The organism is Providencia sp. (assembly GCF_052096715.1).
Taxonomy (GTDB): domain Bacteria; phylum Pseudomonadota; class Gammaproteobacteria; order Enterobacterales; family Enterobacteriaceae; genus Providencia.
The window spans coordinates 97,871-124,507 of record NZ_JBQDNB010000010.1 but is presented as its reverse complement, the minus strand read 5'-3'; the positions used below and the strand labels follow the sequence as shown (position 1 = coordinate 124,507).

General features: G+C 38.5%; 23 protein-coding genes and 1 pseudogene. 10 read left to right on the top strand and 14 right to left on the bottom strand.

The features are described from left to right. The first annotated feature begins 74 nt into the window (after window positions 1–74). The 4 genes from fabV (at window position 75) to ACTH6U_RS10395 (ending at window position 5,283) form a co-directional block, all read left to right on the top strand. The gene (gene fabV / locus ACTH6U_RS10410; protein WP_441832146.1) at window positions 75–1,274 is read left to right on the top strand and encodes an enoyl-ACP reductase FabV; all 1,200 of its coding nucleotides are present in this window, start codon (window positions 75–77) and stop codon (window positions 1,272–1,274) included. A 441-nt stretch (window positions 1,275–1,715) separates the two neighbouring features. Next, the gene (locus ACTH6U_RS10405) at window positions 1,716–2,639 is read left to right on the top strand and encodes a substrate-binding domain-containing protein (RefSeq protein ID WP_441829431.1); all 924 of its coding nucleotides are present in this window, start codon (window positions 1,716–1,718) and stop codon (window positions 2,637–2,639) included. 56 nt (window positions 2,640–2,695) lie between these two features. Beyond that, entirely contained in the window at window positions 2,696–4,252 is a 1,557-nt protein-coding gene (locus ACTH6U_RS10400) for a sugar ABC transporter ATP-binding protein (protein ID WP_441832145.1), read from the top strand. An 11-nt stretch (window positions 4,253–4,263) separates the two neighbouring features. Next, entirely contained in the window at window positions 4,264–5,283 is a 1,020-nt protein-coding gene (locus tag ACTH6U_RS10395; RefSeq protein ID WP_294350714.1) for an ABC transporter permease, read from the top strand. Between the two features lie 149 nt (window positions 5,284–5,432). On the opposite strand, the gene ACTH6U_RS10390 is transcribed toward ACTH6U_RS10395, so the two are convergent. The 5 genes from ACTH6U_RS10390 to ACTH6U_RS10370 all read right to left on the bottom strand — a co-directional run bounded on the left by ACTH6U_RS10390 (window position 5,433) and on the right by ACTH6U_RS10370 (window position 10,748). Beyond that, a complete protein-coding gene (locus ACTH6U_RS10390; protein ID WP_441832144.1) occupies window positions 5,433–6,383 on the bottom strand; it encodes a DUF1177 domain-containing protein in 951 nt (316 codons plus the stop codon). Continuing rightward, window positions 6,383–7,108, bottom strand: coding sequence for a dipeptidase PepE (gene pepE / locus ACTH6U_RS10385; protein ID WP_441832143.1), 726 nt, complete (start codon window positions 7,106–7,108; stop codon window positions 6,383–6,385). The genes ACTH6U_RS10390 and pepE overlap by 1 nt, the downstream gene beginning before the upstream one ends. Then, window positions 7,105–8,304 carry an aminotransferase class V-fold PLP-dependent enzyme gene (locus ACTH6U_RS10380; RefSeq protein ID WP_336430835.1) on the bottom strand — a complete coding sequence of 400 codons (1,200 nt, stop codon included), beginning with the start codon at window positions 8,302–8,304 and terminating at the stop codon, window positions 7,105–7,107. Before ACTH6U_RS10380 ends, pepE begins: the two co-directional genes overlap by 4 nt. A gap of 24 nt (window positions 8,305–8,328) precedes the next feature. Beyond that, window positions 8,329–9,957 (bottom strand): OPT/YSL family transporter, encoded by a 1,629-nt coding sequence (locus tag ACTH6U_RS10375; RefSeq protein ID WP_441832142.1) that lies wholly within the window; start codon window positions 9,955–9,957, stop codon window positions 8,329–8,331. Window positions 9,958–10,034: 77 nt separating this feature from the next. Beyond that, the gene (locus ACTH6U_RS10370) at window positions 10,035–10,748 is read right to left on the bottom strand and encodes an IclR family transcriptional regulator (protein WP_434718757.1); all 714 of its coding nucleotides are present in this window, start codon (window positions 10,746–10,748) and stop codon (window positions 10,035–10,037) included. Window positions 10,749–11,128: 380 nt separating this feature from the next. On the opposite strand from ACTH6U_RS10370, the gene ACTH6U_RS10365 reads away from it, so the two are divergent. Next, a complete protein-coding gene (locus ACTH6U_RS10365; RefSeq protein ID WP_441832141.1) occupies window positions 11,129–12,331 on the top strand; it encodes a nicotinamide mononucleotide deamidase-related protein YfaY in 1,203 nt (400 codons plus the stop codon). Between the two features lie 47 nt (window positions 12,332–12,378). Here the strand turns inward: ACTH6U_RS10365 and ACTH6U_RS10360 are convergent. Further along, a pseudogene (locus tag ACTH6U_RS10360) lies at window positions 12,379–12,765 on the bottom strand (ABC transporter permease subunit); the annotation flags it as partial. 225 nt (window positions 12,766–12,990) lie between these two features. On the opposite strand from ACTH6U_RS10360, the gene ACTH6U_RS10355 reads away from it, so the two are divergent. Continuing rightward, complete coding sequence (locus ACTH6U_RS10355; protein ID WP_441832140.1) at window positions 12,991–13,386, top strand: GFA family protein; 396 nt, start codon at window positions 12,991–12,993, stop codon at window positions 13,384–13,386. Window positions 13,387–13,429: 43 nt separating this feature from the next. Here ACTH6U_RS10355 and ACTH6U_RS10350 read toward each other — a convergent pair whose 3' ends face one another. Beyond that, entirely contained in the window at window positions 13,430–13,858 is a 429-nt protein-coding gene (locus ACTH6U_RS10350) for a DUF5339 family protein (protein ID WP_441832139.1), read from the bottom strand. A gap of 180 nt (window positions 13,859–14,038) precedes the next feature. Next, window positions 14,039–14,464, bottom strand: a complete 426-nt coding sequence (locus tag ACTH6U_RS10345) for a universal stress protein (protein WP_294107576.1) — start codon at window positions 14,462–14,464, stop codon at window positions 14,039–14,041. A 327-nt stretch (window positions 14,465–14,791) separates the two neighbouring features. On the opposite strand from ACTH6U_RS10345, the gene ACTH6U_RS10340 reads away from it, so the two are divergent. Both ACTH6U_RS10340 and map read left to right on the top strand, forming a co-directional pair. Further along, complete coding sequence (locus ACTH6U_RS10340) at window positions 14,792–14,998, top strand: ParD-like family protein (RefSeq protein ID WP_294107574.1); 207 nt, start codon at window positions 14,792–14,794, stop codon at window positions 14,996–14,998. Next, window positions 14,991–15,761: a type I methionyl aminopeptidase gene (gene map / locus ACTH6U_RS10335; RefSeq protein WP_441832138.1), complete on the top strand. Its 771-nt coding sequence runs from the start codon at window positions 14,991–14,993 to the stop codon at window positions 15,759–15,761. Before ACTH6U_RS10340 ends, map begins: the two co-directional genes overlap by 8 nt. Before the next feature lie 64 nt (window positions 15,762–15,825). Here map and fhuB read toward each other — a convergent pair whose 3' ends face one another. The 5 genes from fhuB to ACTH6U_RS10310 form a co-directional block, all read right to left on the bottom strand. Then, complete coding sequence (gene fhuB / locus ACTH6U_RS10330) at window positions 15,826–17,799, bottom strand: Fe(3+)-hydroxamate ABC transporter permease FhuB (protein WP_441832137.1); 1,974 nt, start codon at window positions 17,797–17,799, stop codon at window positions 15,826–15,828. Beyond that, complete coding sequence (locus ACTH6U_RS10325; RefSeq protein WP_441832136.1) at window positions 17,796–18,719, bottom strand: iron-siderophore ABC transporter substrate-binding protein; 924 nt, start codon at window positions 18,717–18,719, stop codon at window positions 17,796–17,798. Before ACTH6U_RS10325 ends, fhuB begins: the two co-directional genes overlap by 4 nt. Further along, entirely contained in the window at window positions 18,710–19,486 is a 777-nt protein-coding gene (locus tag ACTH6U_RS10320) for an ABC transporter ATP-binding protein (protein WP_441829414.1), read from the bottom strand. Before ACTH6U_RS10320 ends, ACTH6U_RS10325 begins: the two co-directional genes overlap by 10 nt. A gap of 61 nt (window positions 19,487–19,547) precedes the next feature. Further along, window positions 19,548–21,632: a TonB-dependent siderophore receptor gene (locus ACTH6U_RS10315; RefSeq protein ID WP_441832156.1), complete on the bottom strand. Its 2,085-nt coding sequence runs from the start codon at window positions 21,630–21,632 to the stop codon at window positions 19,548–19,550. 270 nt (window positions 21,633–21,902) lie between these two features. Then, window positions 21,903–22,334 carry a carboxymuconolactone decarboxylase family protein gene (locus ACTH6U_RS10310; RefSeq protein WP_294107563.1) on the bottom strand — a complete coding sequence of 144 codons (432 nt, stop codon included), beginning with the start codon at window positions 22,332–22,334 and terminating at the stop codon, window positions 21,903–21,905. A 196-nt stretch (window positions 22,335–22,530) separates the two neighbouring features. Here ACTH6U_RS10310 and pdxR point away from each other — a divergent pair, with 196 nt between their 5' ends. Both pdxR and ACTH6U_RS10300 read left to right on the top strand, forming a co-directional pair. Continuing rightward, window positions 22,531–23,988, top strand: coding sequence for a MocR-like pyridoxine biosynthesis transcription factor PdxR (gene pdxR / locus ACTH6U_RS10305; RefSeq protein ID WP_441832135.1), 1,458 nt, complete (start codon window positions 22,531–22,533; stop codon window positions 23,986–23,988). 311 nt (window positions 23,989–24,299) lie between these two features. After that, window positions 24,300–25,583 (top strand): dicarboxylate/amino acid:cation symporter, encoded by a 1,284-nt coding sequence (locus ACTH6U_RS10300; RefSeq protein WP_294107558.1) that lies wholly within the window; start codon window positions 24,300–24,302, stop codon window positions 25,581–25,583. 100 nt (window positions 25,584–25,683) lie between these two features. On the opposite strand, the gene ACTH6U_RS10295 is transcribed toward ACTH6U_RS10300, so the two are convergent. Beyond that, window positions 25,684–26,568 (bottom strand): LysR family transcriptional regulator, encoded by an 885-nt coding sequence (locus tag ACTH6U_RS10295; RefSeq protein ID WP_441832134.1) that lies wholly within the window; start codon window positions 26,566–26,568, stop codon window positions 25,684–25,686. Between the last annotated feature and the right edge of the window lie 69 nt (window positions 26,569–26,637).

Sequence of the window (26,637 nt, the reverse complement as noted above, 5' to 3'; positions counted from 1 at the left end):
TCCGCTCTGTCTTAAGTATACGGAGATTATCAGGTATATTAGATGTAATTGTTAACTACCAAGAAAGAATAACTATGATTATTAAACCTAAAATTCGTGGCTTTATCTGCACTACAGCTCATCCGGCCGGTTGCGAAGCCAACGTTCGTGAACAAATCGCTTATGTTAAATCTCGTGGCGAATTAAAAAATGGTCCTAAAAAGGTCTTGGTTATTGGGGCATCTACTGGTTACGGTTTAGCCTCTCGTATCAATGCTGCTTTTGGCAGCGGTGCGGCAACTATCGGTGTGTTTTTTGAAAAACCTGGCAGTGAAAATAAAACAGGATCTGCGGGTTGGTATAACTCTGCTGGTTTTGATAAAGCGGCTAAAGAAGAAGGTTTGTACGCAAAAAGTATTAACGGCGATGCATTCTCTGATGAATGCCGTAAAACCGTTATTGATCTGATTAAACAAGACCTAGGTCAAATTGATTTAGTTATTTATTCTCTTGCCTCTCCAGTACGTAAAATGCCAGAAACGGGTGAATTGGTACGCTCTGCGTTGAAACCGATTGGCGAACCCTACAAATCGGTTGCCCTCGATACGAATAAAGACGTATTAGTGGAAGCGGTTGTTGAACCTGCTAACGAACAAGAAATCGCTGATACAATTAAAGTTATGGGTGGTCAAGACTGGGAACTGTGGATGAATGCTTTAGATGAAGCAGGCGTTCTGGCAGATAACGCACAGTCTGTTGCCTATTCTTATATTGGAACCGATTTGACTTGGCCAATTTATTGGCACGGAACTTTAGGTAAGGCGAAAGAAGATTTGGATCGCGCCGCTCATGCTATCAATGAGAAAATGAAAGCAAAAGGTGGCTCAGCTTATGTTGCCGTGCTGAAATCTGTAGTCACTCAAGCATCTTCTGCTATTCCAGTTATGCCTTTGTATATCTCTATTGTGTTTAAAATCATGAAAGAGCAAGGCATTCACGAAGGTTGTATTGAGCAAATCCAGCGCTTGTTCTCGACTAAACTATATAGTGGCGCTATACCGGATACTGACGAGCAACATCGTCTACGTTTAGATGATTGGGAATTGCGTGATGATGTCCAAGAGACATGTCGCGAAATTTGGAAACAAATTAATGATAACAACATTAACGAATTAACTGATTATCAAGGTTATAAGGCTGAGTTCCTGCGCCTGTTTGGCTTTGGTCTACAGGGTGTTGATTATGATGCCGATTTAAGCGGTGAAGCTAAGTTTGAAGTGATTGAATTAGTTTAAACGCCAAAATACGATGAGTTAGTTTGATGAGAAACCCGCCTAAAGTGCGGGTTTTTTTGTGTCTAAATAAAATCAATAAGTCAGTTTCAATAGGGCATTTTTCTTTATCTATCTTATTAAGCTAATGAAATAAATATTTCTTAATCATTAGATAAAGGAACTTTAATCGATATTTATAATTAATCATTTCATTACATTTTTCCTCATAGGCCAGTGAGATATAGCAAAATATAAAGATGGAGTGTGATCTCTATTACGCTAATCATTGGTCTACAGTTAAATTTCGTTAACCACACAACAAAAATAAAATTTTCATATAAAAAATTATGGAATATATATTTCATTAATGTATATCTATGTTATCGACATGTTATTTATGTTGATGGAATGAAAACACAACATGCATTCATAATCAGTGGGAAAAGTGAAATGAAAAAGATAATGAGATTGACCGCGCTGGTTGCTGTATTGGGTTTTTCTAACCCAATGATGGCAAAAGAAGAGCAAATTGTATTTAGTTTACCAACGCTATCTACGCCATTTGAAGTTCACATGCAAAAATCAGCGGTAAAAACAGCAAAAGAGCAGAATGTTAATATTCAAGTGTTAGATGGTCAGGGAAGTTCTCCTAAACAAGTTGCCGATATTGAAAACGCCATTACACGGGGTGCTCAAGGTTTTATTGTTTCGCCAAATGATGTTAATGCCATCGCTGATGCCGTGATAGAAATTCAAAATGCAGGCCTGCCTGTTGTAACCCTTGATCGCACGATTAATGCAGAAAAAGCGGTTCCACATTTTGGTGCCAATAACTATAAAGGTGGCTATGCCATTGCGGAATATGTGAAACAGCAATTTCCAGATGGTGCTGATTTGATTTTAATTACAGGGCAACCGGGTTCTTCTTCGAATATTGAACGCACGAAAGGTATTCGCGATAGTTTGAAAGAAGGCGGTAGTAAATATCGTTTAGTTGCCGATCAAAATGGTAACTGGATGCGTGCAGAAGGAATGCGGATCGTTGAAAGTTTGCTGCCATCATTGCCGAAAAAGCCAGATGTTATTTTATCTGCAAATGATGATATGGCGCTGGGTGCTATCGAGGCATTAAAAGCACAAGGTTTGAAACCTGGTGAAATTATGGTGACGGGTTTTGATGCAAGCCCTGAAGCATTAAGTCGCATTCAAGATGGTTGGTTGTCCGTTACGGCAGATCAGCGTGCCGGTTATGCAGTGAAAACAGCAATGGGACAATTGGTTGATAATATTCGAGATAAAAAAGCCATTACAGGTGCAGACTACCCTCCGGCAGTAATTAGCAAAGCCAATATTGACCAAGCTGAACGTATTGGCGAATTAAAATAAAACAGTGCCTTTTATTCGGGGCTCTTTGAGCCCTGTTTTCCTGAAAAGGAGTTTTTATGTCTGAGCCGCTACTTAAAATTACCAATCTGACCAAAAGTTTTTCCGGTATATGGGCACTGAGTGATGCACAAATGACCGTGATGCAAGGAGAAGTTCATGCCTTATTAGGGGAAAATGGCGCGGGTAAATCCACATTTCTAAAAGCGTTAGCGGGCGCTCAACCGCAAACAAGTGGTGACATTTGGTTTAATGGTGAAATGCTTGGTGGGAATGATTCGCCTGTATTTCGTCAACAAAAAGGCATTATCACTATTTATCAAGAGTTTAATTTACTGCCGAATATGACTGTTGCGGAAAATATGTTTCTCGGTCGCGAAGCGCTTAATATGAAGTGGATGGTCAATGAACGCGTAGTAAATCAAGAAGCTAAAGCCGTATTGGATTATCTACAATTATCTATCTCACCGACCACGCAAGTCGCAAGGTTGAGTGTTGCTCAGCAGCAAATGATTGAAATTGCTCGTGCATTAACGCTCAATGCCAAATTAATTGTGATGGATGAGCCTTCTGCGGCACTGAGTGATATTGAAGTAGAAAGTTTGCATAGAGTTGTTCGCGAATTAAAAAATCGGGGTGTGAGTGTGATTTATGTGACACATCGATTACATGAAGTTTTTCAAATTTGTGACAAATTTACGGTATTTCAAGATGGGCGCTATACCGGTTCAGGGGAAGTCGCAAAAACCACAGTTCAAGACATTATTCGCATGATGGTGGGACGCAATGTGATTTTTGAAAGAAGACCTTATAGCGAAACTTATCATCGTGATAAACCTGTTCGTTTTTCGGTGAATGGACTGTGTAAAGAAAAACCACCTCTCGATCCGCACGGCATTGCGCTTCACGATATTCATTTTGAAGTCCATGAAGGTGAGATTTTAGGAATTGCAGGCTTAATGGGGGCGGGCAGAACTGAAATCGCTCGGTGCATATTTGGTGCAGATAAATATGCTAAAGGTGAGTTTACCCTTGATGGACAGTCTTATCAGCCGATTAATCCGATGGATGCCCTTGAGAAAGGGATTGCTTTAGTGCCAGAGGATAGAAAAAAAGAAGGCGCAGCGCTTGGGTTGTCAATTCGTTACAACCTGTCGTTATCAGGGCTCGGAAACCTAATGAAAATGGGGTGGATGGTTGATATTCGTAAAGAAAATGATTTGATTGAGAGCTATCGGCAAGCACTGCAAATTAAAATGGTTAATAGTGAACAAGAAGTACGCAAACTTTCAGGTGGTAATCAACAAAAAGTGATATTGGCACGTTGTATGGCGATGAACCCTAAAATATTAATTGTTGATGAGCCAACTCGAGGAATTGATGTGGGGACTAAGTCTGAAGTACATCAAGTTATTTTTGAGATGGCAAAAAAAGGCGTTGCAGTGATTGTCATTTCATCTGATTTACCTGAAGTAATGGCGATTTCTGATCGTATCATCACCATTAGCGAAGGTCGTTTAACGGGTGAAATTCAAGGAGATGATGCAACGGAAGAGAAATTAATGACCATGATGGCAATTTGCCATCACAGTTTGCAAGCAAGCGCTGCCGTATAAGAGAGGCTTTTATGTCACAACAACAATCAGCTGCGGCAGTTGGCCGTAAAAAAATTGATTTTATCGCCTTTTTTGAGCGTTTTGGCGTATTGATTTTCATGGTGTTATTGATTTTATTTTTTCAAACGCAAAACAGTAATTTTATTAGTGAGCGAAATGTCACCAATATTCTGACCGAAGTGTCTATTTACGGCATTATGGCGGTGGGCATGACATTAGTTATTTTAACCGCTGGAATTGATTTATCCGTAGGCTCAATACTTGCCGTCTGTGCAATGACCGCCGCTTTTGTGATTAAAGGCGATAATCTTGTCGGTATTGACCCAGCAGCATGGGGCGGCATGAGTTGGCTAGTGGGACTTGTGATTTGCTTAGCGGTCGGTACCTTTATCGGTTTTCTACATGGTCTCGGTGTGACGCGTTTAAATATTCCTCCTTTTATTGTCACACTTGGCGGTATGACAATTTGGCGTGGTGTGACTTTAGTGATCAATGATGGCGCACCTATTTCAGGTTTCGACGCAGGATATCGCTGGTGGGGTAGAGGTGAGCTACTTGGTGTTTCTATTCCTATCTGGATTTTTGCTATTGTTGCTGTGATTGGCTTCTTTGCATTGCATAAAAGTCGTTGGGGACGTTTTGTTTATGCAGTAGGTAGCAATCGCGAAGCTGCTCGACTTGCTGGTGTGAATGTTAATCGAGTTTTAGTAAGTGTGTATGTGGTTATTGGTTGCTTGGCGGGTCTTGCCGGCTTTATTTTAAGTGCTCGCTTAGGCAGCGCAGAAGCAGTAGCAGGTTTTACCTTTGAGCTTCGAGTCATTGCATCGGTTGTTATTGGTGGAACATCATTGATGGGCGGTTATGGACGAATCGGTGGTACTGTTATTGGTTCGATTATTATGGGGCTACTCATTAATGGGCTAGTGTTAATGAATGTCTCAGCCTACTATCAACAAATTATTACAGGCTTAATTATTATTCTAGCTGTCGCTTTTGATACTTATGCTAAGAATCGTCGTGGCGCAAATTAGTTTATTATTTCAAAGATAAAATAAAACGCCTTTCTATTGTTGGTTATAGCGAGGCGTTTTTTATTGGATATTATTTTTAAATTATACTTTTTTTCTAAAATGGTTTAATCACAAAAAATTTCAGGAATAACAATGAATTAAACTATTATTTATTTTGTTCCCTGAATTTGAGCTAAAGAGCCATAGAGGTTATACAGGGCATCATATTCATCTTGTTGATAAAACTTGATTTTATTCCAACAAAATTGTTTAGCAACTTCAACGGCAAAACGAGTTGCATCAATAAGTTCATTTTCATAACTTGCCCCAGTTTCAGAGCCGGGCACAATGGTATTCGCCGTGATTGCGAGTCCCACGACCGGAGCATCCGTTGCAACATGAGGCTGCATGATGGAGTTAAAGTGATAGACACCGTTATCGTAGGGTGAAATATCTTGTGTGGTAATTGGGAAGGTTTTAGCCATGTTTCCTGTTGCATACTCTAATAAACGCACTAAATCAGGGGCAACGCGCAAAATATAGCCTTGCTTTGCGGTGGGGGAAATGGCAATTCCTCTGTGCTTGATTATGCTGTTACCTTTAGAGGTATCGATGGATAAAATAGCATCCATTTGGGCATCGACTTCATATTGATTCATGGTGGTTGATGATACAGGCATGCCCATAAAATCTACCGGCTCGTGAGGGGTAATTGAAACATGGGTGGCAATATGCGTGGTGATAATAACATCACCCTTTAGTCGACCTCCGGTTGAGGCCATTTCCAATAACTTCATCGCACTTGCGAAAGCCACTATGGAGCCATCGGCGTCTGACACTAAACCGATACGGTTTGGTTGAGCTTGTTGTGCACCTAAACGACCAATAATACCTAATGTGGGATAGTGACCGCCTTGTGATTTTCCATTAGTGCCAGGAATAATAACTTTAATAAAGTCACAAAGTTGGCTGGTATCTTCAGGCTCTTCATAATGAACAGAATTGAGGATAATTTCAGCATTCGGTGGGCTGACTGATTTTAATATATTAACAATTTTTTGCCCATTAATATGCGGATTATCGAGTAGTTCATAGAATTGACTGACATATTTTAATGACATTATTCAATTCCTTTTATCATATTTAATGGAAATTGTTGATTGGTTTTTATTTCATCTATCTGATTTGGTGCTTTAAACCATAAGGCATTTTTATCACCTAAAATAGTTGCCTGATCATTTTCAATTAACAATGCAGTGCCTTCATATAAAGCAAGCAATTCTTCATTCGGATTTAATGTCAAAAATTCATTTAAGCGCTCCTCTCGACTTTCTCCATTATGACCAACAGGTTTTCCTGAAATAAAATGTGGATTAATTTGGAATGGAGTAAGATTTAGTGCACGAAATGATGGTGGTTGTACAATTGGCATGTCATTAGTTGTTCGTATGCTTGGCGTTGCAATGTTACTGCCTGCACTCCAACCTATATAGGGTAAATTATCGTGTTTGACGCGCTGTGATATTAAATCAATTAATTGTGCATCATAAAGGCGTTTTAATAGTGCAAAGGTATTACCACCACCGACAGCAATAGCTTGGGCTTGATTAACCGCGGCAATAGGATCACTGAAATGATGAATAGATTTAAGCGTATAGCCAAGAGATTTAAAAACTGGCTGAACAATTTTTTCGAACTCATCAAAACTAAATGAAACAGCAGCATAAGGAATAAATAATATTTCTTGGTGTTTATGCTGTAATAAACGATGAATTTGTTCATGAGCATGGGATAAATAACCTTGTTGGCCCATACGTGAGCTACTCATTAATAATGCATTTGTCATTTTTTATACTCCATAATGATTTCATGAATACAATTAACTAATTGGTCAATTTCTGACTCTTGATTAAAATAATGTAGCGAAAGTCGTGCCATTTTTTCAATTTGATAAAATTGTAAAATAGCAGTTGCCATAAAATGACCTGATTCAATAATGATATTTTTAGCTTCTAGTGTTTGCATTAAGATGTCAGAAGATATTCCTTTAATATTAAATGGGATAATACCAAGACGTTGATGGCTATTTGTTGGGCCATATATTGCGATATTAGGTATTGACGATAATTTGCTCATCGCATATTCAGTTAATTGGCGGTTACGTATTTCAATCTGCGTCATCCCAATATTGAGTGCATAATCTAATGCTGCATCGAGGCTGATAATGGCTGGGATGTTAGGGCAACCTGCTTCGAATCGTTTGGCGGTGATGGGTAATGTGATATCTCCAGAGTTTGCATCAACATTACAATTCCACCAGCCAGCTAACATCGGTGTAAGAGTGGGTATTAATGCGTTGCGTACATAAAGAATACCAATTCCCTCAATTGTTCTTAATCCTTTACGACCACAAGACGATAAAAAATCACACTGCCACTCTTGTACGTTAATGCTATACATGCCAAGGGCTTGAGATGCGCTAACGTGGGTGAGAACACCATGTTGTTTTGCTATCTCACAAATTGACTGAACGGGTTGTACGACACCTGTAATATTTGATAGGGCAACAAAGCTCACTAATTTTGTTTTTGAAGTTATGGCTTGTTCAATAGTTTTAGGTGAGATGACACCTTGGTTATCTGCTTTAACTGTTACTATTTTTATGCCTTTTTCTTTGGCTAAAAGCTGCCAGATCGCTATGTTACTGAGCATTTCGGTATCAGGCAGAATCACTTCATCACCGGAGTGCCAAGAAATTCCTCGGGCAACTAAACAAATGGATTCAGTACCATTTTTTGTAAATGCGATTTCAGTTTCATCGGCACCGATAAACTGAGCCAGTTTACGACGACAGTTTTCTACACGTTGATAGGTTTCTTTGCGAAAACTAGGTAAATAAATTCCTCGTTCGGCAGTTTTATTCAAATATGTTTTAACCGCATCAATAACTGGTTTTGGTGGTGGTGCCGCAGCACCTGTATCAAAATAAGCATAATGCTGGGAAACTAATGTATCTTGGTAGACTTGTTGCCATATATTCATGATTATTGTTTTCCTAGTGCAAAACTAGCGAGCTAACAGTGAAAGCAATTTTGCTTTGATTGTCGGTAGAAAGGCTTTTGCTGTAGAGTAAAGGGCATCACCGGCAATGAGTCCGCCCGCAAAAGTAGAAATTTTGTCTGAACTGACATTAAAGAAACGGGCCACAATGATGCGTATAGCTAAAGCAACTAATACGGTCCAGCCTGCAATCGGGTAGTTAATCATTAGGCCTGTAGAGAACAGCACTCCAATTTGATGTTTGGCGCCGCCAATAAGTTGAATGATTGCCCCAGGAACAGCCCATAGAAGTAGCATCATGGCAACTTCTGATGAGCTACCTGCTTGGATTGTTGCCGCGTATAAACGTGAGGCAGGTACAATTTTATCTTGTTCAAAATAGAAATCGTAAGTTAATGCAACGACCACTAAGGCACAGAAAAAACCGACGATAGCAGCAAAATATTGTTGTTTTCGCCCATAAATTTCAGCACTTGGATTTTTACCATAGCCTCGGATCATAAATCCGGTTTTAAGGTCAAAGCCCATATCTGCAAACGCAGGTCCAGTTGCGACACAAAATCCAACTAACACAGCAAGTGCTTCAGGTGGAAAACCTAATAAGACGCCAATCATGAGGGAAATTAAAGCAGCCGCTGTGGCAGGGAACCAACCGGAATGCATCGCAGCCATACCAACTATCATTTCTTGAACTAATGCCGTTAAAGTCGCAAAAATCAAGAAACCAATTAATTGCGGTAATGTCACCGTGACAAATATCTGGCTAATAAAAGTTAGCGTGAGCGCAGTGAGAAAATAAAAGAAAGCGCCTTTAAGGAGTGTTTTTTTAATTCGGCTACTGCTTTGAGCTAATTCATCACTTTCATCAATTTGTTGGTTATCATCTTTCTTTTTACGAAAAACAATAAAACCAATTTGTATTAATGCCACGATGCCCGCACCAATCATGACACCGTGAGGTACATAGTGTTCATATAAGTTATAGGGAATTAAGCCAGACTCAGAAAAACCACGAATAAGTAGACCTATTGCAAACATGAATAAAGCGAAAATACTGCCAATTAAGGCAATACCTGCGGATGCCATTGGAATTCCGAATCCGGCGCCAACGGCGCCAAAGGTGAAGCCGGCAAGCAATGCACCTAGTCGTTTTCCACCTTTATTACCTGCCCATAAGGTTTCGGCTGTTGCAACGCCTGCGGGCCATGATGCGCTGGCAGGGTACGCTTTGGTATTAAACAAGCCATACAAAATAGTACCGTCAATGATAATAGCCATAAATGCGCCAGCCATCATTGGCCAAATTAAATCAGGCATTCCAAGCACCCAAGGCACTCCAATCGCAATCATTAACCCATTGGCGGCTGCAAAAGTAGCGGCTGAAATACTGGTTTGAATTAAATTTTGTGCGTCTATAAATCTAAATGATGAAAATATAGAGATGGGAATACGAGATAATAAAATGGCTAATACGGCACCAATAATTGAGGTATTAGCTGATATTCCGAGTGTGACGATAATTTGGATACCGATAATGGCACCCACAAAAGATAATATAATTATTGCGATAAATAATGGTGGTGAAAATATAGATACACGTACCTCTGTATCATTTTTATGTTGAGATACATTCATAGAGATTACCTATTTTTTTATATTTTAATATATATCCATCGTATATTTTCGATGGTTTATTTAGCCATAAACAACAATTAAAATATGGCGGATAGCTGGGATGCTGTAGATTTTAATAATGGATAATATTCAGTTAAATCTTTACTTTGGCTTGATGCTGCAATACATAACGAACCTAATACCCCTTTCTCAAATGAGAAAATAGGAACAGACAAACCTTGAGTTCCTGCAAGGTATGCTTCTTTCGAATAGGCATAACCTTCATTTGCATAATGTTGTAATTTAGTTTTTAAAATTAAGTCATCCTGTAAATTATGTCTTATCAAATAGTCTTGAATATATAATGTATTCATAGAACCAAGAATTACTTGAGTAAAAGGTGCTTCATGAAGTGATAATGCTTCACCTTCAGTTGATGTAAAACGAATAAAATGGTCACTTTCTAAAATAAAATTACAAATAGCGATATCATCATATCGCCGATATATAAATACAGTTTCATGCGTTTTTTCTGATAAAGGGCGTAGATAGTCAGTAGCTAATTGTGAAAATTGGCGCGTATTATTAGCTAGGTGACCTAATTCAATACAACGTAAACCTAGTAGATACTCTTTATTTTTATTTTTTTGTAAAAAGCCTTGTTCTTCTAAAATATTAAAGCCGCGCTGAACAACAGAAGGGCTCTTATCTATGTGTCGAGCTAATTCGCGCACACCCCAAACAGGTTTTTTTAATGAAAAATAATTAAGTAGTAATAAAACAAATCCTGCTGATTGTAGCCGATTATTCATGATGCCCCCTGAATGCAAAGGTAATAAGTAAAATGGGATTATTGTTATATTCATTGTTCCCTTATAAGGAACAGTGTTCCATTTCGTAATATGACTATATTTAGATGAATTGATTGATAAAGTAAATGAGTTATTGCATTTTTGTTAAACTGGTCACTGAATTGATTTTAAAATTTTAGGGATAGATATTAATTAAAGATTAAGATATTGATTTTTATTGTTTTATTTGTTTTTTCGTCTGTTCCTACTAGCGAAACAGTTGCTCAGTAACTGCGTTTTACTTATTTGGCGATTATTTATTATGTTTAAATATTGATTTTAGTGATGGTGATAATGGGGTAGTTTAGTTAAATAATGAATGGATAAGCCAAGGATGCGTAATGTTAGTTGTTGAGATGCTAAGTACCGGTGATGAAGTGCTACATGGGCAAATTATAGATACAAATGCTGCATGGCTTGCAGATTGCTTTTTCCAGCAAGGTCTTCCTTTAAGTTGCCGAACAACCGTTGGTGATGAACTAGCCCATTTAGTTGAAATATTTCTTGAGCGTAGCCTCCACGCAGATATTTTAATTGTAAATGGTGGACTTGGGCCGACGAGTGATGATTTAAGTGCATTAGCTGCCGCAAAAGCGGCAGGTGTGCCACTAGTCGAGCATTCTGAGTGGATTGACGTTATGGAGCGCTACTTCGTTGCTCGCGGGCGGGTAATGCCTGAAACGAATAGAAAGCAGGCGTTATTACCTGAAAATGCAGAGCTCATCGATAATCCTGTGGGTACTGCTTGCGGGTTTTCTGTCGAGATCAATGGCTGTTTGCTATTTTTTACACCGGGCGTACCTTCTGAATTCAAAGTAATGATTAACCAACAGATCCTACCTCGTTTACAACAACGTTTTACATTACCTGAGCCTCCAATTTGCTTACGATTAACCAGTTTTGGTCGCAGCGAAAGCAGTTTAGCAAAGCAGTTTGATAGCCTAACTCATCCTCAAAATTGTGTTTTGGGGTATCGCTCTTCAATGCCGATTATAGAGTTAAAACTTACAGGTCCTGCGTCAATGCGTGATGAGATGGAAGCCCATTGGCAAGTGATTAAACAAGGGGTTGGCGATAATCTTGTTTTTGAAGGAACCGAAGGTTTACCGAGTGTGATTAGCCGAAAATTGCGTGAAAAACAGCTACAAGTGGCAGTGAGTGAACAATTTAGTGCAGGCTTATTGAGTTGGATATTACGTTCAGTTGATGGACTATTTACGCCAAGCGAAGTGCTTGAGCGAGACGCTCAACAAACGCTGCAACAGCTTGCCGAACAGGCAAAGCAGATATCAGCTCAGCAAAATGTCGCTATTGGATTAGCAATAGGGTGTTTTGACGATGGACAATTGGCTTTAGCGCTGCATACGCCAAATAAAAGTTACGCCCAGCGAGTGCAGTATTTACCAACTAATCATAGCCTAAAAGAGAAACAAGACGTCAGTGTAATGTTGATGTTAGATATGCTGTCACGTTGGCTAAATCAACGGGATGTGATAGGACAATATGAGTGGTTGGTACAATCAGAAACTTGGGTAAGTGAGTAATTTTTGTTGCTCCCCTTGGTTGATAAGGGGAGCAATCATTGTCAGTTTTAGCCTTTTACGCCACCTGCGGTTAATCCATTAACCAGCCAGCGTTGTGCTAGTAAAAATACAATAGTAATTGGAATTGCGGATAACACTGCTGCGGCAGCAAAATCACCCCATAGGTAATTTTGTGGATTAAGATATTGCTGCATACCCACGGCTAAAGCAGGGACTGATAGCGGTAGTAAAACCAGTCTGAATGCCTGCCAAGGTGTCGCACCATCTAATGCTGCGGCTTCTTCTAGTGAGCCATCAATCGTTTCGAAATAACCTTTAATCGTCCATACATGGAGTGCAATCCCGCCTAAATAAGCGAAAATGACACCGCCGTGGGTATTCAACCCGATCATCGGTATATATTGGCCTAACCTATCAAATAAGGCATAAAGGGCATTTACCTCAGAACAAGTGAATGCACTACTTGAAGATGTTAATCAGCAGCGAAAAAACATTCAGGGTAAAAGTATTCAATAGTATAAGTGTGTCTATTAATCATTAAGGCTCTCTATTTTGGAGAGCTTTATTTTTATATTTAAAAAGCCTCATATTTAAGCTTAAATTAATCGTATTTATATTGGCTTGTGGTAGCGTTATTTTTTTATTTTGAGGTATTTGCAATGGATAAGGTTATTGCTGGTGGATGTTTATGTGGTCATATTCAGTTTCGTGCATTTGAGCCATCGAATGTGCATTCTTGTTCATGTGATATTTGCCAAAAACATACAGGCGCACAAATGGCGGTATGGATTGAATTTCCGGCAAACCGTGTTGAATGGATAGGTAAAGGTGGGAAGCCAGCTGTTTATCGCTCATCAGAATATTCAAGCCGTGCTTTTTGTCCACAGTGCGGTAGCTCTATAGGTGCTATTGATGACGCACCTACAGTCGCATTATTAACTGGCGTGATGGATAATTTATCTAGTCACGATTTAGAACTCGAATACCATTCATTTACAGATTTAGCACCCAAATGGTGGTGTAAATTATTGTGCTATGACAATGTGGAGTTATAGCAATGAAGGTCATCAATTTATTATGGGTTAGTCCCGTTGAGCTTTATTGGCTGGGGGATACTGTATTAATAATGTAATTCAAACTAGATATCCCTTTTTCACAGGCTGCATTTTTGAATGTGGATGGTGTTTTTTCAATCGTACTTTTAAGCGTTGAAAGTTGGTTTGAATATATTTCTGAGCCCGTAATATCAGGGTTATCATTTAAGTAAGTAATTACAGAATCCACTTTTTGATAAAAATATTCACATTGATCGCCTTCAACAGTTATTGCCTGTAAATTTTTCAATGATTCAGGTACTAAATCTTGAGTATTTTGTTTTACTAATTCAGCATAATCACCTGATTTTACTTGTTCTAAGATCTCAATCGCTTTGTCTTTCATATTGTAAAACATGATAGCGGCAACAATCAGAAGTGCTGCTAATACCACGCTTACTGCGATGCTGATACCAAGTAAATATTTTTTCATTAGATTCCTAGAGGGAAAAGTGTGGATGTTAGGTTAATTATCAAATAAGGATAATGTGCATGGATTTAGGTATAAATACAATCTAATATTTTGGAGGATAGGCAATTATTAGTGAAAAAATAAAATAATAACAAAAAATCCACTGAGGTAGATTTCTTGTTATTTGATTTAAAGGGAGAATTAGCGAACGGTTAATACCGATATTTTTGAGTTTTGGATGATCATGGATGCAGTTGAGCCTAGGAAGTAGGTTGACATACCTGGACGTCTTGAACCAATCACAATTAAATCCGCAGAAATTTCTTCTGAGACACGCAATATTTCATCTCTTGGCGTTCCCATTACAACTTGAGCACTATATTTGCTTGCCGGGATTTTAAATTCATTAATTATTTCAGCTAATTTTTTAGTGACATTTTCTTGCTCGCTATCCGCTTTTTCTGCGAAACCAAATCCCATTGTGGTATAGAACGGGATTGTTGGGATCACGGCTAAAAAATGAATATGAGCGTTTTCATATTCTGCAAGATATTGAATATGAGATAGAACTAAATGTGCCAAGCTTTTCTCTGTAATATCAATAGGGACTAAAATTTTGTTATACATGTTTTTCTCCAGCTCTCATTTATTGAGTCCATGCTGTATTGAATTATAAGTTTTTAGCGATATAGGGTATATAAAATAAGAGATATCCATAATATTAATAAATATCTCTAAATCACGGGAGGCGATATCGTCCCGACATTTAGGATAACGGATTCAAATAAAAAATACTTTGACGGTGTATTCATCTTAGGAAAGATATAAGGGCTAAATTGACGAATTAGATGACTGATTTGTGCTATCAGTTACTTGGTGACTTTTATCAATAACCTCGTTGGTATATGATCTATATATGAAACAACTATATTTTGTATATTCAAGGGTGCGATTTTGGGAATAGTTAAAATTTCAGATGAACTGCATGATTATTTGCGATATGCGAGTCAGGTCATGTCGCGCTCAATCAATTCACAAGCGGAGTTTTGGATCAAAATAGGTATGCAGGCTGAATTGAATCCAAATAAAACATTTACCATGTTAATTAATGAAATGCTTGAAAAAGAAGTTATTGAACAAAAAGGAAAAACGCATGAATAATATTACCATCAAAACAGCTGATGAGATTGAGCTGATGCGTGAGTCAGGCCGATTATTAGCACGTGTTTTCAACATGTTAGATTCTATTATGGTGCCGGGTATCTCGACCATGGAAATTAACGATAAAGTTGAAAGTTATATCGTCAATGAGTTGCAAGCGCGTCCGGCAAGTAAAGGGCAATATGACTATCCTTATGTATTAAATACGTCCGTTAATGAGGTGGTTTGTCATGGTGTGCCCAAAGATGATGAGTACTTGAAAGCCAAAGATATTATTAATGTCGATATTACACTCGAAAAAAATGGTTTTATTGCAGACTCAAGCAAAATGTATGCGATGCCTGAAGCATCCCCATTAGCAAAAAAACTGGTTAAAGATACTTATGCCGCTATGTGGGAAGGGATTAAGCAGGTCAAGCCGGGTGCTACATTAGGGGATATTGGCTCTGCGATACAGCATCATGCAGAATCCAATGGCTACAGTATTGTCCGTGAATATTGCGGTCATGGTATTGGTCGTGAAATGCATGAAGACCCGCAAGTATTACATTATGGAATTCGTGGTAAAGGGGTGGTACTTAAAGAGGGCATGACCTTTACGATTGAGCCAATGATTAACCAAGGTGCCATGAAAATCAAAACTAAAAAAGATGGCTGGACCGTTGTTACTCGTGATAAAAAGCTGTCGGCACAATCGGAACATACCATTTTAGTGACTAAAGATGGTTATGAAGTGTTGACTTTACATGATGAAGAAAAGTAATTCAGCTTAAAGCGAAATAATATTCATGCCTTCTATATGCAAGCTGAAGGCATGAATATGAGTATTAAGTACGGAACCGATTGATCACCATTAAGGCTAGAAAATAGCTACCCCCAAGAATGGCAACTAAAGTCCCTGCTGCAATTTGGGACGGATAAATAATGAGTTGTCCTAACCAATCTGCCCAAACCATTAAGGTTGCACCAAGTAGGCTACCCAAAATCAGTTGTGATTTCACTTTCTGAGCCCCCAACAGTGCGGCCATATGAGGCGCGACTAACCCAATAAAAGCCAAAGGCCCTACAGTTGCAGTTACTAAAGCACATAGTAGAGCAACTAATCCTAGCAGTAACATTGTCGCTTTTCCCGCATGTAATCCACGAGCTTGGGAAAATGCACGACCAATACTCAACAATGTTAACCAGCGACTTAGCGATAATGTGACAATAACAAGCAATACAACAATGATTGAGAATAGAATGGCTTGTTGATCATTGACTCGATAGGTTGAACCAGAAAGCCACAATAGAATACGATAATTGCTGAGCGTTCCTTGAGCGAGGAAAAATTGGACAAAGGCCTCAAGGCAGGCGGTTAGCGAAATTCCGATCAATATCAGACTCGCAGGTGCAAATTGATGTCGTCGGCCTAATAAAAGTAACAACGCTAACACCAGTAAACTGCCTAATAAAGCCACTCCCCATAATGAAGTTTGTATGGTTGTCCCTAGAATCATACTTACCAGAATCAAACTTACAGTAGCTCCTGAAGAGACGCCAAGAATATCTGGACTTGCAAGCGGGTTGTAGATTAAGCGCTGTAATAATGTACCCGCGACAGAAAGAGCGATACCCGCTATTAGTGCTGTTAGCAATCGTGGCCACCGAAGTGCCCATTGAAATGCTTCTGGTAATTGCCAAACTATGGCATGTTCTGAGTTTTGTAAAAAAACAGAGAGCGTCATTCCTACTGCAAGTAAAAATATGATACAGCCGCCTGCACGGTACAACAATTGGGGGCGAATAATGGGTTTTAATAGTAGGGTGAGGCTATCTTGGGCTTTAAAGGTTCTGCGACTAAAAGCAATCAGTGCTGGTGCTCCGATTGCAGCGGCCATGACGCCTGTTGGGATTACGGAATGTAACCATTGGCTTATGGCAATGGCTAAAGTGTCAGCAAATAACAGAAGTAATGCACCCAATAAGGCACTTGCTAACAATTCACTCAGCGCTGTTCTTGCACCAAAAGCTCTGACAATGTTTGGTGCTAATAAACCAATAAAGCCAATCACACCAATAGTGCTTATTACGGCAGCAACTAGCCATGTAGCAACAACCATAAATAAAATAAAAATGGGTAAAACTGATAATCCTCTTGCCTGTGCGCCGTCATGTCCAAGGCGTAAGACAGTTAAAATTCGAGGGGCTGAAATAATAATAAATAACGCAGGTAATAATTGTGGCAGCAATCGAATGACTGCCGACCAACCATCTTGTGTTAAATCACCGGCACCCCACATAAAAATATTTTGAGCAAATTGGCTGTTTAGCGTAATAAGCGCCGTTGCGATAGCGCCGAGAAGAATATTAACAACCATGCCGGAAACAATGAGAGGCAGGCCTGTCATGTTACGTAGTCCAGTGATCGTCACAACAAGTACAAACGCTAATAATCCACCACCCATTGCGACTAGTGGTGCAAAATCCGCACTTAAATCTGTGAAGCTGATAGAAAGAATAACCAGCCCAAGCCAAGCACCAGAAGATGTTCCTAAAGTCAGTGGAGAGGTGAGATTATTTTGTGTTAGTTGCTGCATTAAGCTGCCAACTAAACCCAATGTCGCGCCCACTAATAACGCCATCACTAAGCGAGGTAGTTGCCCATAAAGATAAAAAATTTCTGGAAAATTTTGTGCTGATTGTGGCGCAAAAATAAGACTAATTTGCTGGCTAATAGAAAGCCCAGGTTCTAATTGAAGATTGCCAATGGCTAATACCAAGAGCAATAAAATAAAACCGAATAAGGAGGTTATTTTCATGGTGCTGGTGCAATCTCCAATAAGCTATCGGTGATCGCTTGCGCCATACGTTGTAGCGAATAAACACCGCCATAATTCCACACAGGAATGACCCCATTTACCTGATTTTTTTGTACAAACGGCATCGCTTGCCATAAACGAGCATCGGCAAGTTTTTTTTCATCAGGAAAAGGACGTAGAAATAAAACATAGCCATCATCAATACGACTAAGTTCATTAATACGGCGCTGAGTGATCCCCCAAGGTCGTGCTGGTAATTTTACGGCAGGTTTCAGTCCTAAGCGTTGTAAAACATAATTGATACTCGCATTTTCCGTTGGCAGAAATACCGAGGTCAGCGTTGAAAATCGGATGACGGTGACTTCAGTATTATTAGGATAGACTTGTGCTAGTTTTGCGCGTAATAACTCAAACTGTTTATCTAACTGGGCTAATTGTTTTTCTGCTTGTTGTTGTTTATTAAACAATGTCGCCAAAGTTTTAAAATGACGGATAGCAACAATTGCTGCATCATCTTGAGCCGAAAAATTGGTTAAATAGACCACCGGTGCAATTCGTTGTAATAACGGAATTAAATCTTGTTGTGCGCTAGTCGCAAGGATCACGTCAGGTTTTAACGAGGCGATTTTTTCAAGATTAGGCTCTGCACGAGTACCTACTTCATCAATAGATTCAGGCGCTGCTGGCATAACAACCCATTGATTGTAGCTATTAATTTCGGTTGCACCGACCGGAATGATATCAAGAGATAAAACTTGCTCTAATAAATCCCAATCAAGTACCACAATACGTTCAGGTGAAGTGATAAAGGTTTGAGTACCTCTATCGTCATTAATTGTGATTTCAGCCAAACTTAGAGAGCTGAACAGTAGTGAAAACAGCACAATTAAATGCGTAAATGGCAACGGAATTAATCGCATATCACCGCCACTTTACAGCCTTTAGGGCCTTCAGGATGTTCGATTAACCGAACACGCGTTTCATATAAATTAGATAGGCGTTGTTCATCATTTAATAAGTTTGCAGGACCTTCAAATGCTATTTGACCATTCTTCAATGCAACAATATGCGAGGCATACTGTAAGGCTAAATTTAAGTCATGCAAAATGACGATAATACCGACATCTTGGGTTCTATTGAGTTCACGTAGTAAATTCATTAATTGATATTGGTGGTGAATATCTAGTGCTGATGTAGGTTCATCCAATATTAAAACAGGAGATTGCTGGGCCAGTAACATGGCAACCCAAGCGCGTTGCCGCTCACCGCCGGATAAATTATCGGCGAGAGTATCCGCAAAAGAAGAGACACCCGCTTTATCCATGGCTTGGCTGACAATAGTTTTATCATCTTGATGCCAACGACCGAAGGCGCCACGCCAAGGAAATCGGCCTAAGCGTACAAGTTCGCGTACTGATAAACCTGCGGATGCAGGTAATTTTTGTGGCAAAAAAGCCAGTTGCCTTGCGAGCATTTTTTTATTGTAGTGTGCAAGGTTTTTGCCATCAAGATGAACGGTGCCTTGGTCTGGTACCGCTTGACCTGCAAGTAAATTAACGAGTGTCGATTTGCCTGAGCCATTGTGCCCCAATACAACGGTTAATTCAGTCGTCGGTAGCGTTAGTGATGGAATCGATAAAATCGGGCGTCCATCTCGTACAATATGAATATCACGAAGTTCAAACATAAAAATTTTCTCAAATAAAAAAACTACGCCCTATTAAATGATAGGGCGTGAGCGAAGCAGATTACCAGTTGTATTTTGTTTGGATAAGAACGGAACGAGACTGACCGTAATAGCAGTAATAATCACAGGCAGAAACGTATTCTTTATTGAGTAGGTTATTGATATTCACCTGTAACTGCCATTGTTTATTGAGTTTATAGGTTGCTGCGGCATCCCAAAGTGTGGCACTCGGTACTGTAATATTACTGGCTAAATTAGCTGGATTATCTTTTGACTGACCTAAATATCGAACGCCTGATCCTAATGTGATTTCTTGGGTATCTGTCAGTGGGATAGTGTAATTTGCCCAAGCAGAGGCCATATGTTTAGGGATTAGTCCTGCTTGCTTTTTGCCGCGGTCACCCGTGTTATCTGTTTTTGCGTTGGTATAGGTATAGGCGGCTTGAACGTTGAAATTGTCCGTTAGCTGCACCATAGCCTCAGTTTCAATACCTGTTGAGGTTACTTTTCCTGTTTGTGTGGCTACAAATGTTTTTGGATTGGTCACCAACGCATTTTTTTGTTCAATATCGAACCAGGCAACATTGATATATCCATCAAAATAGTTTGGAGTATATTTTACACCCACTTCAACTTGCTCACCTTTTAGTGGGTCATATAGTTTACCTGTTTCTGGGTCAATGGTGCTTAGCACTTCAAATGATTGTGAGTAACTTGCATAAGGAGAAAGTCCATTATCGGCTAAATACATCACTCCGGTATTCAAGCTAAACTCACCATCATTACGTGATTTATTAATTTGCTGAGTTTTATTTTTATTTTCAGTTTTAACCCAATCATAGCGAAGGCCAGCAACACCTATCCATTGGCTGTCAAATTTCACTTGGTACTGTGAGTAGAGGCTCGATTGTGTTTTATCAATGGTGCGATTGATGTTATTCGCAGGGTCAATTGGGGTGTATTTACCATAGATAGGGTTCCAAGGATTAATTTTGTCAAAATTATAGTTGTCTTGTTCATCCCCTTTGGTTTGGTGATATTGCAGTTCAACACCAGTCAACAGGGTATGTTCGAAACGTTCAGAATCCCATTCACCAACAATATTATTATCAAAAGTTATACTTTGATTTTTACCGTCACGAAATACTACACCTCGGCTTAGTTCACTGACGGAGGTATCCGCATTAGGGAATGCATAAACACTGCGCAAGGTTAATTTATTGTAGCCGTAATTTAAGCGTTGAGAAAAGCGCCATGAATCATTAATACTGTGTTCAAGTAGGTAGCCTGCAGACAATTGACTACGTTTATATTTATCGTAATCGGGCTCACCTAAATTAGTGGATGGCTTAATTTTACCAAAAGGTGATTTGATAGTTGTGCCTGCGGCAGGGAAGAACGGATTCGTGGGAGTACCATCATCATGTAAATAGGTACCCATTAATGTCAGCATCGTATCGTCAGAGATATCAATAGCTAAGCTCGGCGCAATATAAACACGTTCATTATCTGTGCCTTTTAGTTCACCATCACTTTTTTTCATTGTGCCAACAAGACGGTAGCGTACATTACCTTCTTCATTGGCATTACCAGCGACATCCAAACCGAATCCTCGTTGGTCATTATTTCCCGTCTCAAGGAAAACTTCGCCTTTGGGGGTAAATAACGGTTTTTTAGTCACGACGTTTACTGCGCCACCGGGTGTTGATTCACCGAATAAAACGGCAGAAGCCCCTTTAACCACTTCAATACGTTCGAAGCCATAAGGCTCTAATAGCCAAGTGTAATAACCATCGCGAAATAGGCGGCTGTTATCTAAATAAGTTGCAGCATCAAACCCGCGTACTTTAAACCAGTCGGTATCGTTATCGGCGCCGTAAGGTTGTGAAACTACGCCAGAAGTATAACGTAACGCCTCATCAAGCTTTTGTGGTGCGCGTGTTTCTAGCTCTTCTTGGGTGATCACTGAAACGGATTTAGGGGTTTCTTGTAGTGATGTATTCACTTTAAGAGCTTGAGCACTGACGACTAAGGTGTCAGATTTCTCACTATTCGGCGTTTCTGCAAAAGCACTGGAAATTGAAAATGATGCGGCAATGGCACTTAATAAAACGGGTGTTAGCGGGTGTTGTTTGAAAGGCGTCATGTTATTCACAGTGTATAAATCCGAATAGAGAATGATAATAGTAATGACTATTATTACTAATAATTGTATTAAGTGACATAATTATTATGTAAATGATGAGAAATAGAGAGTTTTGCAGGATATAAAATCATGAATTTGAAAAGTAACAGATGGTATGACGAGTAAAAAAATTAAAACTAATCAGTTGATTAACGTCTATATCAAAAAGGAGGCCATGAATTTGACCTCCTTTTTATTTTTAGTGATTGCCGTTAATTTAACGTAAGGCTGCTACTGTCTTAATGCAATTGCGACACGATTGAATGCACTCATTAAGCCTATCGCAAGGGTTAAATCAGAAATTTGTACGTCACTAAAGTGAAGTTTTACATGATTAAACAGTGAGTCAGGAGCCACTGTTTGTGCAATATTTGCGACAGATTCCGTCCAGGCTAATGCAGCTCTTTCTTTTTCAGTAAAATGATGGCTGACTTGCCAACCCGCTAAGGTATCAATTTTCTTATTGCTAACACCCGCAGCGCGCAATGAGGTGGCATGCATATCAAGGCAAAAAGCACAGCCGTTAATTTGAGAAATTCTAAGATAAACTAACTCGATGAGTTCTTTACCTAATCCACTTTTTTCTAGTGCATTTTTGCAATCAATTAAACCTTTGTAGGCTTCTGGTGACAGTATGTTGTAGGCTAGACGTAACGTACTCATAACTAATTCCTCATATAATTAAAGCATCAAGATAATATGCAGCTTATTGTCTTCATTGGTGTGGGTGTCTATATACTACACATTCTTGTTTTATCTGTTTTAGCACATTTAAATAACTGTAGCGCATATTAAAGCATCTTGGCCTATAATAAAGGGGCAAGAATAAAAAATATCACTAGGACAAGATGTGTTAAAAATGTTTCTACAAATTGATACAGCAGCTAATACACCACTTTATTTGCAAGTTTATCAACGTTTTCATGAAGGAATAAATAATGGGCAGCTACAGGCTTTCCAGCGTATTCCTTCAATACGAGCTCTTGCGAGTGAATTAAATGTGGCTCGAGGAACGATAGAACTCGCATATCAGTTGCTGATTAGTGAAGGATTGCTGGTGGCTAAAGGTGCTAAGGGAACCTTTATTGCTCAGTCGGTGAAAAATATACAAGACCATCAGACTAATAAATATCATGTTGCAGATGCTGTCGTATCAGAAAAAAAAGATCAAAAGCAGGAGAATAAGCAACAGTATAATATAACCGAGTATCCACAAAATATTGCTCCATTTAAATTAGGAATTCCTGCATTAGATGTATTTCCTGTCAAATTATGGTCAAGGCTATCAGCAAGTATTTTACGAGAAGCGAGTACAACACAGCTAAGTTACCCAGACCCTCAAGGCTTATTCAGTTTACGTGAAGATCTAGCTCGCTATTTAGTTATGTCTCGGGGGATCAATTGTACACCGGACCAAATATTTATTAGTGCGGGTTATTGCGCCAGCTTAACGCTAATTATGCAAAGTTTATTTAAAATCGGGGACATAGGTTGGTTTGAAGAACCGGGCTATCATATTGCGCGTTCATATTTACAGCATATTGGCATGAAATTGACACCAATCGAGGTTGATAGTCACGGTATAGTTGTTAAACAGGGCGAAAAAGTAGCGCCAAAAGCAAGATTTGCTTTAGTTACACCGACCCATCAAAGCCCGACAAATGTTTCGTTAACGTTAGCTCGAAGAATAGAATTACTTGATTGGGCTGATAGTAACCAAAGCTGGATTATCGAAGATGATTATGATGGTGAATTTCGTTATCAAGGTCGTCCATTACCGGCATTGAAAAGTTTAGATAAACATGAGCGAGTTATTTACTGCGGTACGATGAGTAAAGCGCTATTTCCTGCATTACGATTATCTTATATTGTTGTTCCTAACTCACAGATAGCTCAGTTTTATTCGGTTGCTAAAATTATAAGTAATCAAAGTTCTATTTGGCAGCAAGAAATTACACATCGATTTATTCATGATGGGCATTTTGCTCGGCATTTACGTAAAATGCGAAATTTATATCGTCAAAGAAGACAATATTTGATTGATGCAATAGTACATAATCTATCAGAGATTTTTGAAATTCAAATGCAATCGGGTGGTATGCATATTGTCGTGAAAATTATTAATGGCCAATCATCAAAACAATTTGCAGCAGTCGCGAATCAAAATGGTTTTGGTCTAGAATCACTTGATGAGTGGAGTATGAATAGCAGTAATAAGCAAATACTCATGCTAGGATTTACAAATATTAAGAATGAGGCTATCGCTGACCAATACTGTAAGCAATTAAGGGAAATAAGTTCAAAAATGTTAATTTAAAATGAGTAATTTAGCTTAAGATTGATTTTTAAATTAAAAAAATAAAGCATAACGTCAATTAAGATAATTAAATAAAACTGATAAAAATATTGAATATTAAAATGTGATGCTAAATTAATTTTATTAATTTCGTTATGATTCAATTGGTTGTAATTACTTGGATGGCTATGCGTTTTTTGCATACTATTTCGTCCATTTGCATTTCTCTTTAAGTTAAAAAAATGTAACTATCCATTTTAGGCTCAAGAGTCGCCTCAATAAAAGGGTCTTGTTAATATCAAAGACTTTAGATAAATACAATAGGGGTCCGAATGAATAGACAAAAATTGATGAAGCAAATTATTATTGCAATAGGGCTTGGCGTTATATTAGGTTGGGGATGTCATAATTACGCCGCATCGGTAGAAGAGGCAAAAAATATTGCTTCTTATATGAATATTATTACAGATGTATTTTTGCGTTTAATTAAAATGATTATTGCTCCACTTGTATTTGCGACTATTGTCTCAGGTCTTGTTTCTATGGGGGGCTCATCTTCCGTAGGTAGCATAACAATTAAAGCAATGGTTTGGTTTATTAGCGCAGCGATTATTTCATTAGCGATTGGTATGATTTTTGTTAATGTATTCCAATTAGGCGTAGGGCTTAATTTAGCTGTACCAGCAGTCGCGGTTGATAGTGGATTAAATACTTCAGGATTTACATTAAAAGCCTTTATTACGCATATTTTTCCGAAAAGTTTTGCAGAAGCAATGGCGAATAATGAGATTTTACAGATATTAGTTTTCTCAATATTTTTTGGTTCAGGATTAGCGTTTATTTGTAAAGATAAAAAAAGCCCAATTGTGACATTAATTGAAGATTTGTCTCGCATTATGTTTCGCGTGACTGACTACGTCATGAGTTTTGCACCTATCGCGGTATTTGCAGCAATTGCCTCTGCGGTAACAGTAGAAGGTTTAGGGTTACTATATGACTATGGTAAGTTAATTGGCCTATTCTATGTAGCGCTTGCTTTATTATGGGTGGTTTTATTTAGTGCGGGTTATTTCTTCTTAGGAAAATCAGTCTTTAATTTAGGTAAATTAATTAGAGAACCTGTTGCTCTTGCATTCGCTACTGCCAGCAGCGAGTCTGCTTATCCGAAAACGATGGAAGCATTGAACCAATATGGTGTGCCTAAGAAAGTTACTAGTTTTGTTTTACCCTTAGGTTATTCATTTAACCTTGATGGCTCTATGATGTATCAATCTTTTGCTGTCTTATTTATCGCAAATGCTTACGGCATAGATTTAAGTATTACTGAGCAAATCTTGATTTTATTAACCTTAATGGTTACCAGTAAAGGAATGGCAGGGGTCGCAAGGGCATCAATTGTGGTTGTCGCTGCAACTTTACCGATGTTTAATTTGCCAGAAGCGGGAATTTTATTGTTACTTGGTATCGATCAGTTCCTTGATATGGGACGAACTGCAACAAATGTAGTCGGCAACAGTATTTCAACCGCTGTGATCTCTCGATTAGAAGAGAGAAAAGGGAACTTACATGAAGAACCTGACGTTACTTTAAATGAAAAAGTAACCACAACATCATAACTCCAATATTAATAGAGCTTTAAAAACCGCTTCCTTCTTAGCGTAATGAATTAGGTGAATAATTACGCAAGAAGGAAGGAGGTAATAAAAATCGTATTATTTATAATTTTTGGTTGCGCATAAATTGCCAAAAGCGCTCAGAGGAAATATTTAGCCTCGCTTCGGTACGATAAATATAAACTCCCATTGTGATAGAAAGTTGATCATCTAAAATAGATAATTCTTTTTTTTCAATTTCATTCTTAATTGAATAATCAGGTAACCAACCAACACCACTCCCATTGAGTATCATACGTTTCAATACATCACTCATAGAAGAAACAAATGATAATTCAAAAGACAAATTATCTAGTTTACTCATTAATTGATTAACTTGTCGGCCCATATAGCTTTCATCGGTATATTTCATTAAGGGTAATAATGGGTCACCTAATTTAAAAATAGGTTGCTTATGGACATCACACAAAGAGACTAAATGTAAGCGACTTTCGAGTATTTTCGCATGCAAGAATGGAGATGACATGAGCTCTTCATTATAAAATGAAAGAATAAAATCACTTTGTCCATCTTTTAATTTGTGAACGGCTTCGTCAACATTGATAGATTCAACAAAAAATATTTTGTCAGTATCATGAGAAAACTGAGAAATAAAATCAGGTAGTAAAAAAACAGAAAGTGAATGTGCGGCTGATATATTAATACGTTGTTTGCTATTATCTACGCCCTTAATTTTATTTATTTGGAAATAGATATCATCAAGTAAGTTTCTGGCATAAACAATAAAGTTTTTTCCTTGGGGCGTAAGTTGAAGCGGATTTGTATTTCGATCAAATATTTCAAAACCTACGGCAGACTCAATAGATTGAATGCGTCGGCTAAAAGAGGATTGAGAAATATTTCGTTTTTCTGCTGCTAAAGTGAAACTTCGATATTCTTCTAATACGACAATATCATGTAGCCATTTTATTTCTAAATTACTGATCATTGTTCCACCAAATTATTTTAGTTATTAATTTATTATGCAAATTTAGCATACCTTAGCGAAACTCTGCAA